Raw genomic sequence first — 9704 nt, 5'->3', positions numbered from 1 at the left:
GCGGGTGACCACTCCCTCACCCAGAGAACATATTGGTGGGGGAGTATTTCCCCCGCGATCGTTTCACCTCCTTTGATCCGTTCATTGACTACCCTTTCCGTCATCCACGGTTCAAGGAGTATCCAGTGACCCGATCCCTCTTCGCCCTCCTGCTGGGTTGCCTGCTGAGCCTCCAGCTGGCGACCGCCGCCCCGTTGCTACCTGGGGCGAGCAAATCGACAGAACCTGCCGAACCTGTGGTTCAGGGTGGTCTGCTCGGTGCTATTGCCGATGGCCTGGACGATGTCAGCCAGGAGCTGAACGTCGACAATCACTTGATCGATAACTGGCGCCTGCGCGCCGATCGTGCGGCCGATGAGGTCGATGTGCTGGTCAACCAGCCATCGGGGCTCAGCTCTCTGGAACTGTGGCGCGACTTCGCCCTGCTGACCATCACCTGGCTGCTCGCCTTTGCCCTGCTCACCAACTTCGGCCGCCTGCTCTCGCGGTCCAGCAGTCAATCACGTCTGCTACGTGAGCGACCGCGCCCCAGCCGCGTGATCAAGTACCTGCTGGTGTACACCTTGCCCGCCCTGGCCAGCCTGATCATCACCCTGTACATCAGTCACTTCCTCATACTCTCGGCAGGCCGCGCGCTGGGCATGAGCCTGGCCTACGCCACCAGCAGCGGTATTTTCTCCACCTCGATCATCCTCTGCCTGATCACCCTGTTCGACACCGGGCACAAACGCACTGCGGTACGCATCATTCGCCGGATGGCGCCACGGCCGTTGTTTCTGATCGGCTTTCTGGCCGCCTGGAGCGATGCCCTGACCAGCCCGCAGATCGCCCGGCATCTGGGTGGCAACATCACCAGCAGCGTCGCCGCGGTGACCGGCTTGCTGGCAACCCTGGCCTTCGCCGTGCTGGTGATCAAGCTGCGCCGCCCGGTAGCGCACCTGATCCGCAACCGCGCCTTGCCCGACCGCCTGCAACACCGTGCCGTGCAAGAAACTCTGAGGATCTTCTCGGCACTGTGGTTCCTGCCGATCCTGATGATGATCCTGGTGTCGGCCATCCATTTGATCGGCGCCGGCGAAGAGAGCCAGCGCGCCCTGCAAAAAGCCTTGCTGACCTCGATCCTGCTGATCGGCACGGTGTTCCTCAGCACCGTGTTTCAACACATGTTCAAACACCAGGAGCAGGCAGATGCCCGGCAACGCCTGCGTCCGTACAAAGAACTGCTGCGCAACCTGGCGCGGGCTCTGCTGCGCATTGCCATCGCGGTGGCGTTCATTGTGTTGCTGGGGCGCATCTGGGGCTTTTCGGTACTCGACTTCGCCCTGCGCAACAGCCTGGGCCGCGCCATCAGCGACTCGTTGAGCAGCATCGGCCTGATCCTGCTGGTCACCTGGTTGCTCTGGGTGGTGATCGACACCGCCATCCAGGAGGCGCTCAAGCCTACGGTCGGACGCCGCGCGGCCCGCCAACCGAGTACGCGGGTGCGGACCATCCTGCCGATGCTGCGTAACGCGATCAAGATCATCCTGGTGGTGATCTGCACCATCACCACCATGGCCAACCTGGGCATCAACGTTGCGCCACTGCTGGCCGGTGCCGGGGTGGTCGGCCTGGCCATCGGCTTCGGCTCCCAGCAACTGGTGCAGGACGTGATCACCGGGCTGTTCATCCTCATCGAAGACACCATCGCCATTGGCGACTGGGTGGTACTCGACTCCGGTCACGCCGGCACCGTCGAAAGCCTGACCATCCGCACCCTGCGCCTGCGCGACGGCAAAGGCTTCGTGCACTCGGTGCCGTTCGGCCAGATCAAGGCGGTCACCAACCAGTCCCGGCAGTTTGCCTACGCCTTTTTCTCGGTGCAGTTCAGCTACGAGACCGACATCGACAGCGCCTTGAAACTGATCCGCGAAGTCGGTCATTCGATCAGCGAAGACCCGATGCTGCGCCACAGCCTGCAAGGTCCGTTGCAAGTGTTCGGGGTCGATAGCATGAACCTCAACGGCATCACCCTGACCGCGCAGTTCCGCACTACCTCGGGTGGGCAGTACGCAGTCAACCGTGCCTTCAACGAGCGCCTGAAAAAGCGCGTGGACCAGACCGACGACGTCAGCTTCGCCCAGTACAATCCACCGCCCGCGCGGGTGAGTGATGGCCAGGCCTGATTCGGCTTTCTAGCCCCTTGAGATCGGTGATAAAGTCGCGCCCATGAATGCCTCGCCCACTAACCGCCCGCTGATTGCCTGGACCCTGTACTTCTGTGTCCTGTTCAATCTGTTCGCCTGCGGTATTGGTCACGGGCAGATGGCCGGCCTGCAACTCAACGGTGTTGGCGGCGCCTACTGTTCGGCCATGGGCAGCGCCGGGCCGACGTTGAAAAGCGACTTCAGCGACCAGTCGGTTTCTGGCTGGGACAGCATGCAAACCTGTCCGGTGTGCGCTGCAGCGGTGGTCTGCCTGGGCCTGATGCTGGTCATTGGCTGGCTGCTGGCGGCTGCACGCACCCGGCGCTATCACCGTGAACTGCGCAGCAAAGCCCCGCCACGCTACTGCTGGCCTGCGGCCAATCCTCGCGCCTCCCCGCTTCTGGCTTGATCCCTGCGGCAGCCTGCGTGGCTGCCGGTAACCGGCCTTTTCGCTGCTCCTGTGTGACAGGCGCCGCTGGCCGCTGGCTCAATTTCCAGAGTTCGTTCCATGCCCTACTCCTATCGCCTTTCCGGTTGCGCGGCGCTGCTGTGCGCCTTGTCCATGAACGCCGCGGCCGAAGCGCCGCTGACCTTGCCTGACCTGCGCATCGAGGGTCGCGCAGACGCCGACGACGGTGTGCTCCTCGACACCCCTTCGCAGACCGGCTCACGCCTGGGTCTGACTCCACGGGAAACTCCGGCGTCGGTGAACATCGTCAACCGCAAGCAGATCGAACAGCGCGGCGCCCAGACCACTCAGGACATGCTCGCCGGTGTGCCGGGCATGACCGCTGCCTCGCCACCCGGCTCGGCTGGTTCGGTGGCGTACCGGGGCTTTTCCGGCGCGCAGATCACTCAACTGTTCAACGGCATCAGCGTGCAGTACGACTCGATAGCCGCGCGCCCGGTCGACAGCTGGATCTACGACCGCGTCGAAGCCATCGGCGGTCCCTCAAGCTTTCTGTTTGGCGCGGGCGCCGTGGGCGGCTCGATCAACTACATCACCAAACTGGCCAGCCGCGACGAGAACTTCAACGAAGGCCGCATCAAGTACGGTTCCTACGACAGCAGCGAGACCTCGTTCGGCTTCAACCATGCCCTCAACGAAGGTGACGGCATCCGCAACTATGCACGCCTGGATTTCAGCCACACCCACAGCAACGGCTACGTTGACCGCGAACAGCGTGATGCCTGGAGTGTGGCCTTCTCGCTGCTGACCGACATCAACGACCAGCTGTCCCACACCCTGGCCCTGGAGTACCAGAACGAGAGCGTCGACAGCCCGTATTGGGGCAGCCCGGTGCTCAACCCGCTGGGCGGTGAAATGAAGGTCGACGAGAGCCGGCGCTTTGAGAACTACAACGTCGAAGACGGTCGCTATGAGCAGCGGGTACGTTGGCTGCGCTCGATCACCGAGTACCGCTTCAACGACGACACTTCTTTGCGCAACACCCTCTACCACTACAACACCGAACGTAACTTCCGCAACCTCGAGACTTACGCCTACAACGCTGACAACAGCAAGGTGAACCGCTCCAACGCGCTGTTGCAGCGTCACGACCAGGAGCTCAACGGCAACCGCCTTGAGCTGCTGCACCAGGGCCAGTTGTTCGGCCTGAACAGCCAGTGGTCAACAGGCGTGGACTACAGCCACAACGTGCAGATGAACTATCCACGTTCGGTGACCGGGGTGTTCGACAGCGTCGACCCGGCCAACTTCGACCCCGGTCATTTCTACGACCTCAAAGGCATGGTGCCGGGCTACCAGAAGAACCGCCAGAACACCGTCGACACCTGGGCGGCGTTTCTCGAAAACCGCCTGCAACTGACCGATCGCCTGTCGCTGCTGACCGGCCTGCGCCACGACCACATCGACCTGCAGGTGCACAACTACCGCACTGTCGATGCCAACAACCCGCGTGACTTCAAGCGCATCTACGAACCCACCACCGGGCGCGTTGGCCTGGTCTATGAACTGACGCCCGCCGCCAACGTCTACGTGCAATACAGCACCGCTGCCGACCCGCCCGCCGGTATCCTCACCACCGCAAGCTTCGCCCAGGTACGCGACTTTGACCTGAGCACCGGCAAGCAGATCGAAGTGGGCAGCAAGTTCAGCTTCCTCGACGGCCGCGGTGCCGCCACGGTTGCCGCCTACCACATCGAACGCAAGAACCTGGCCACCGCCGACCCGGCCAACCCCGGCGTCACCCAGCCGGTGGGCAAGCAATCGTCGCGCGGCATCGAACTGGCAGCGTCGCTGCGCGTCACCCCGCAACTGCTGGCCGAAGGCAACTTCGCCTACGTCGATGCCCAGTACGACGAGTTCAACGAAAACGTCAGCGGCACCAGCGTCTCGCGCAAGGGCAACACACCGACCAACATCCCCGCGCGGGTCGCCAACCTGTGGCTGACCTACGACATCGACCCCAGCTGGCAGGTGGGTGCCGATAGCCGCTATGTGTCGTCGGTGTACGCCGATGCAGCCAACACCCGCCATGCACCGGCCTACACCGTTTTCGGCGCCTTCGCCGGTTACAAGGTCGATGAAGACACGCGCATCACCGCCCGGGTACGCAACCTGACCGACGAGGTGTACGCGCGCTGGACCTCATCAAGCATGCTCTACCTCGGCGCGCCACGAACCCTGGAACTGGCCGTGCAGACGCGCTTCTAGGACGCCGACGATGAAACGTTACCTGTACCTCTGGCACCGCTGGTTGGGCATCGGCCTGTGCCTGTTCATGGCCCTGTGGTTTTTCTCGGGTGTGGTCATGCTCTACGTTGGCTACCCCAAGCTGACACCGCGGGAGCACTTGGCCCATCTACCGGTGCTGAGCCTGCAGGACTGCTGCGTCGACCTGGCCGCTGCCATCGACGCCGCCGACCCGCAGCGGGCCCCGGCGAGCATTCGCCTGAGTACGGTGGGCGGCGAGCCGCGCTACCTGTTCAGCTATCCGGGCCGCAGCAATGTCGCAGTTGATGCCCGCACCGGGTTGCGCGAGGGCTTCAGCGCCCGCGAGCAGGCCCTGGCCGCGGCCCGTCAGTACGATCCCCTGGCACCATTGAGCTATCAGGGGGCGGTGCAGGAGGACCTCTGGAGCCACTCCCGCGCCCTGGATGCCGACCGTCCCTTGCAACGGGTACAGCTTGCCGATGCCGACGGCACCCTGTTGTACATCTCCGGGCAAACCGGCGAAGTGGTCCGCGATGCCAGCGCGCTGGAACGTGGCTGGAACCTGGTCGGCGCCTGGCTGCACTGGCTGTACCCGCTGCGTGGCGTCGGACTGGATGGCTGGTGGAGCAATCTGGTGATCTACCTGTCGCTGACGGCCACTGCCATGGCCGTACTGGGGGCCGTGATCGGTGTATTGCGCTGGCGAATCCGCAGCCCCTACCGCAGCGGCTCGCGTTCACCCTATCGAGGCTTTGCCCGCTGGCACCACATCGGCGGCTTGCTGTTCGGAGTGTTGGCGATCACCTGGATCTTCAGTGGTTTGATGTCGATGAACCCTTGGCGGATCTTCAGTAGCGCAACGCCACTGGACACCTCGGCTTATCAGGGTGGACCGCTGCAGGCCCCGGCCTTTCCGGTTTCCGCAGCCCGGGCGCTTTCGCGCTTTGCTGAGGAAGGTCTGGATGCCCGGGAGTTGGAGTGGCGCCTGATCGGTGGTGAGGGTTATGTGATCGGTCATGACGGCGCGGGTCGAACCCGTGTGTTATCGATGAGCGACGGACAAGTGCACAACCGCCTGCTGAAGGAAGTGCTGGAGCGTGCTGCACAGGCGATTGTGCCGCAAGGAAACCTGCGCAGCGAACAGCTGGAATCCTACGACTTCTACTACTACGCCCGTGCTGAGCAGAGCATGCTCGGCCATCTGGACAAGCGCCTGCCCGTATTGCGTGTGCGCTTCGATGACCCGCAACAGACCTGGCTGCACCTGGACCTCTACACCGGTGAAGTCCTGAGCGCACTGGACCAACCAAAACGGGCCTCGCGCTGGTTGTTTGCCTTGTTGCATAGCTGGGACTGGTTGCCTTTGCTGCAGCGGCGGCCGTTGTGGGATATCTGGATGATCGCTTTCAGCGTAGGAGGACTGATTCTCAGCGTCAGTGGTGTGGTGTTGGGATGGCGGCGGATACGCAAATAGTTCGGGACCAGCGTAGCGCCCACAGAGAAGCGCGAGAGATGCCAGCCTCTGTAGGAGCGGATTTACCGGGACGCCGGACCGGTGAATCCGCTCCTACAGGCGGAACACCAGCGCTTTGAGACCGCCCGCCGGATCGTTATCGGGAAACTCCGGTGGGTTGGCCAAACGCTCGACGAACACCAGATCCGGCGCCTCTTCGGCCATCCCCTCAATCAAAAACTCAGGCCCGATAGCCGGATCATTCACACAAGCCAACACCGTCCCGCCATCAGTCAACAACTCCGGCAAGCGCCGCAAAATCTTGCGGTAATCCTGAGTCAGCACAAAGCTGCCTTTTTGAAAGGTCGGCGGATCAATGATGATCAGATCATAAGGCCCGGACTTACGCACCTTGCCCCACGATTTGAACAGTTCATGCCCGAGGAAACTCACCCGCCCCAGCTCGTGACCATTGAGCCGATGATTATCGCGCCCGCGGCTCAATGCCGAACGCGCCATGTCCAGATTGACCACCTGCTCGGCGCCACCGGCAATCGCCGCCACCGAGAAACCACAGGTATAGGCAAACAGATTGAGCACGCGCTTGCCCGCCGCCTGCTCACGCACCCAACGCCGCCCGTAGCGCATATCGAGGAACAACCCGGTGTTCTGCTTCAAGCCAAGATCAAGCTGATAACGCAGGCCGTCTTCATCAATCAGCCAGTGCTCACTCGGCGAGCCGAGCAGCCACTGTCCAGGGCTGTCGGGCAGATAGCGATGCTGGATCAGCATGGCCTGCCCACTCCAGCAAGGCGCCTCGGCCAGCGCCAACAGCATTTTCTCCAACTCCGGCAGTTGGCCGGCCGGTGGTTCGCGAAACAGCGACACCAACAACACGCCTTGCAACCAGTCCACGGTGATCTGCTCAAGTCCCGGCCAGCAGCGCCCGCGACCATGGAACAGCCGACGGGTTTCGCTCGGCGCCGGGTCAAGGGCCGCAAGCAGGTGGTGTTGAAGGGTGTCGATCACAGAAGTCATGGGCAGATTCAATACGGGAAAGCCGCCTATTCTACCCTGACCAGGCTCCCTCGGCAGCGCAACCGCTACGCCAGCCGAAAGCGCCGGGAGCATCTACACTGCCAATCCCACCCTCATTTGCTGGACAACCACCATGAGCGAAAAACCTAGCATTGTTCTGGTCCACGGCTTCTGGGGCGGCGCCGCCCACTGGAGCAAAGTCATCCTCGAGTTGTCACGCCTGGGTTACCGTGACCTGCACGCCGTGGAGATGCCTCTGACGTCGTTGGCCGATGACGCCGAGCGCACGCGCAAGATGGTTGCCTCCATTCCCGGCAAGGTGCTGCTGGTCGGTCACTCCTACGGTGGTGCGGTGATTACCCAGATGGGCAATTTGCCCAATGTCACCGGCCTGGTCTACATCGCCGCCTTCGCCCCTGACGAGGGTGAAAGCCCGGGCGGTATTACCGCACAGAATGTGCCCGAGGCCGCCGCCAACTTGCAGCCGGATGCGGACGGCTATCTGTGGATCAAACCGGACAAACTGCATGAGAGCTTCTGCCAGGACCTGAGCAAGGACGAAGGGCTGGTCATGAGCGTGACCCAGAAAGCGCCGCTGGCCAGCACCTTCGGCGACACCATCAGCAACCCGGCGTGGAAGCACAAACCCACCTGGTATCAGCTCTCCACCCATGACCGGATGATCGCCCCGGCCAATCAGGAAATGATGTCCAGACGCATGAATCCGAAAGAGGTGTTACGCCTGGACGCCAGCCATGCCTCGCTGGCCTCCAGGGCTGCCGAGGTAGCAGCCCTGATCGACCGCGCGGCGCTCAGTCCGGCTTGACCTCGGCAGCCTTGACCAGCGGCTTGAACCACCAGCCTTGCTGCATACCGGCGGCGGCCAGCAGGATCGTCGCCACACCCAGCCACTGCAGCGGTTCCAGACGGTGGTCGAAGGCAAACCAGTCAACGAAGATCGCCGCGATCGGGTAAATGAACGACAACGCCCCGGTCAACGCGGTCGGCAGCTTCTGGATCGCACCGTACAGCAGCACATACATCACCCCGGTGTGAACAATCCCCAGCGTAACCAGCGAGGCCAGCGCACCTGCCTCGCTGGGCAGTCCGGAGGTATTGGCCCAGGGCGCCAGCAGCAACACGCCGGTGCACACCTGGATCAGCGCAATCAGGTGCGGGGGCGTACCGCTCAGGCGCTTGATGATCAACGCCGCCACTGCATAGAGGAACGCCGCGCCCAGGGCCAGACCGATCCCCAAGAGGTAGTCACTGCCGCTGCCGCCCTGGCTGCCGTGGGCGCTGACAATTGCCAACATGCCGATAAACGACAGGGCCAGCCAGAACAACTTCTGCACGGTGATTTTCTCGCCGAGAAACACCGCCGCCAGCCCGACCAGCATGAACGGCTGGACGTTGTAAACCGCGGTACCGATGGCAATCGAAGCGCGCGAATAGGACGCGAACAACAACACCCAGTTACCGACGATTGCCACGCCGCTGAGCACCGCCAGGGCGAAGGTCATCAGGGTCAGTATCCCGGGTTTGAGAAAGCCCATGGCCAGGCAGATCAGCAGCAAGGTCGCTGCGCCGAACACACAGCGCCAGAACACCACATCCAGCACCGGCTGCCCGGACACCAGCACGAACCAGCCAATAGTCCCGGATATCAGCATCGCGGCGACCATTTCCAGCGAACCACGGCGTATTGAACTGTCCATCACTCACCTCCTGAACGATGGCTAAATTATGCGAGCCAGGCACGCGCCGCTCCAGTGGATTAAACAGGCTAAACTGCAGAGACACCTTTACTATCAAGGCAAATTTCGCAATCTGCCTAACGAGGCCGTAATGACCGACGATATCGACCAGTTGTTGATAAAGGCGCTGATGGAAGACTCACGCCGCTCGCTCAAAGCCCTGGCACAACTCAGCGGCCTGTCCTCGCCAAGCGTCAGCGAACGCCTGCGCCGCCTCGAAGAACGGGGTGTACTGAAAGGCTATACGGTCGAGATTGACCCGCGCTGCTTTGGCTATCAGTTGCAGGCTATCGTCCGCGTGCGGCCGTTGCCGGGTCAGCTGCAGGAAGTGGAACGGCAGATCATGGCCATTCCCGAGTTCACCGAGTGCGACAAGGTCACCGGTGATGACTGCTTTATCGCCCGTTTGCATGTGCGCTCGATGGAGCAGCTGGATACGGTGCTGGACAAGCTCAACAGCCATGCCGAGACCAACACCGCAATCGTGAAGAAAACGCCGGTCAAGCGACGATTACCCCCTATGGCATGATTCCCCCCGGTGGGAGCGGGCTTGTCCCGCGATGCGATTTGTCTGACACACCGCAATCGCGGGG

The 9704-nt window shown here is 62.5% G+C and carries 8 protein-coding genes; 6 read left to right on the top strand and 2 right to left on the bottom strand.

Annotated features, from left to right (window positions below):
* Window positions 1–125: 125 nt before the first annotated feature.
* From ACO6VD_RS17610 to ACO6VD_RS17595, 4 genes are all read left to right on the top strand, one after another.
* The gene (locus ACO6VD_RS17610; RefSeq protein WP_422420917.1) at window positions 126–2165 is read left to right on the top strand and encodes a mechanosensitive ion channel family protein; all 2040 of its coding nucleotides are present in this window, start codon (window positions 126–128) and stop codon (window positions 2163–2165) included.
* 43 nt (window positions 2166–2208) lie between these two features.
* Entirely contained in the window at window positions 2209–2595 is a 387-nt protein-coding gene (locus tag ACO6VD_RS17605) for a DUF2946 domain-containing protein (protein WP_400172686.1), read from the top strand.
* A 99-nt stretch (window positions 2596–2694) separates the two neighbouring features.
* Complete coding sequence (locus ACO6VD_RS17600) at window positions 2695–4863, top strand: TonB-dependent receptor (RefSeq protein WP_422420915.1); 2169 nt, start codon at window positions 2695–2697, stop codon at window positions 4861–4863.
* A 10-nt stretch (window positions 4864–4873) separates the two neighbouring features.
* Window positions 4874–6337 (top strand): PepSY domain-containing protein, encoded by a 1464-nt coding sequence (locus ACO6VD_RS17595; RefSeq protein ID WP_422420914.1) that lies wholly within the window; start codon window positions 4874–4876, stop codon window positions 6335–6337.
* A 93-nt stretch (window positions 6338–6430) separates the two neighbouring features.
* On the opposite strand, the gene ACO6VD_RS17590 is transcribed toward ACO6VD_RS17595, so the two are convergent.
* Window positions 6431–7354 (bottom strand): class I SAM-dependent methyltransferase, encoded by a 924-nt coding sequence (locus tag ACO6VD_RS17590; protein ID WP_422420912.1) that lies wholly within the window; start codon window positions 7352–7354, stop codon window positions 6431–6433.
* A 133-nt stretch (window positions 7355–7487) separates the two neighbouring features.
* On the opposite strand from ACO6VD_RS17590, the gene ACO6VD_RS17585 reads away from it, so the two are divergent.
* Window positions 7488–8180 (top strand): alpha/beta hydrolase, encoded by a 693-nt coding sequence (locus tag ACO6VD_RS17585; protein WP_400173677.1) that lies wholly within the window; start codon window positions 7488–7490, stop codon window positions 8178–8180.
* On the opposite strand, the gene ACO6VD_RS17580 is transcribed toward ACO6VD_RS17585, so the two are convergent.
* A complete protein-coding gene (locus ACO6VD_RS17580; protein ID WP_422420910.1) occupies window positions 8167–9072 on the bottom strand; it encodes a DMT family transporter in 906 nt (301 codons plus the stop codon). The two genes, ACO6VD_RS17585 and ACO6VD_RS17580, sit on opposite strands and share 14 nt — an antisense overlap.
* A gap of 130 nt (window positions 9073–9202) precedes the next feature.
* On the opposite strand from ACO6VD_RS17580, the gene ACO6VD_RS17575 reads away from it, so the two are divergent.
* On the top strand, window positions 9203–9640 hold the full coding sequence (locus ACO6VD_RS17575; RefSeq protein ID WP_045188968.1) for an Lrp/AsnC family transcriptional regulator: 438 nt from the start codon (window positions 9203–9205) through the stop codon (window positions 9638–9640).
* Window positions 9641–9704: the final 64 nt, after the last annotated feature.

The organism is Pseudomonas sp. GZD-222, from assembly GCF_049310525.1.
Classification (GTDB): domain Bacteria; phylum Pseudomonadota; class Gammaproteobacteria; order Pseudomonadales; family Pseudomonadaceae; genus Aquipseudomonas.
The sequence above is the reverse complement of the archived record's forward strand: the minus strand, read 5'-3'. Positions and strand labels throughout refer to the sequence as shown.

Coding starts and splice junctions, on each gene's coding strand:
- ACO6VD_RS17600 (WP_422420915.1), top strand. CDS start 2,695: ATGCCCTACTCCTATCGCCTTTCCGGTTGCGCGGCGCTGCTGTGCGCC.
- ACO6VD_RS17605 (WP_400172686.1), top strand. CDS start 2,209: ATGAATGCCTCGCCCACTAACCGCCCGCTGATTGCCTGGACCCTGTAC.
- ACO6VD_RS17590 (WP_422420912.1), bottom strand. CDS start 7,354: ATGACTTCTGTGATCGACACCCTTCAACACCACCTGCTTGCGGCCCTT.
- ACO6VD_RS17580 (WP_422420910.1), bottom strand. CDS start 9,072: ATGGACAGTTCAATACGCCGTGGTTCGCTGGAAATGGTCGCCGCGATG.
- ACO6VD_RS17585 (WP_400173677.1), top strand. CDS start 7,488: ATGAGCGAAAAACCTAGCATTGTTCTGGTCCACGGCTTCTGGGGCGGC.
- ACO6VD_RS17575 (WP_045188968.1), top strand. CDS start 9,203: ATGACCGACGATATCGACCAGTTGTTGATAAAGGCGCTGATGGAAGAC.
- ACO6VD_RS17595 (WP_422420914.1), top strand. CDS start 4,874: ATGAAACGTTACCTGTACCTCTGGCACCGCTGGTTGGGCATCGGCCTG.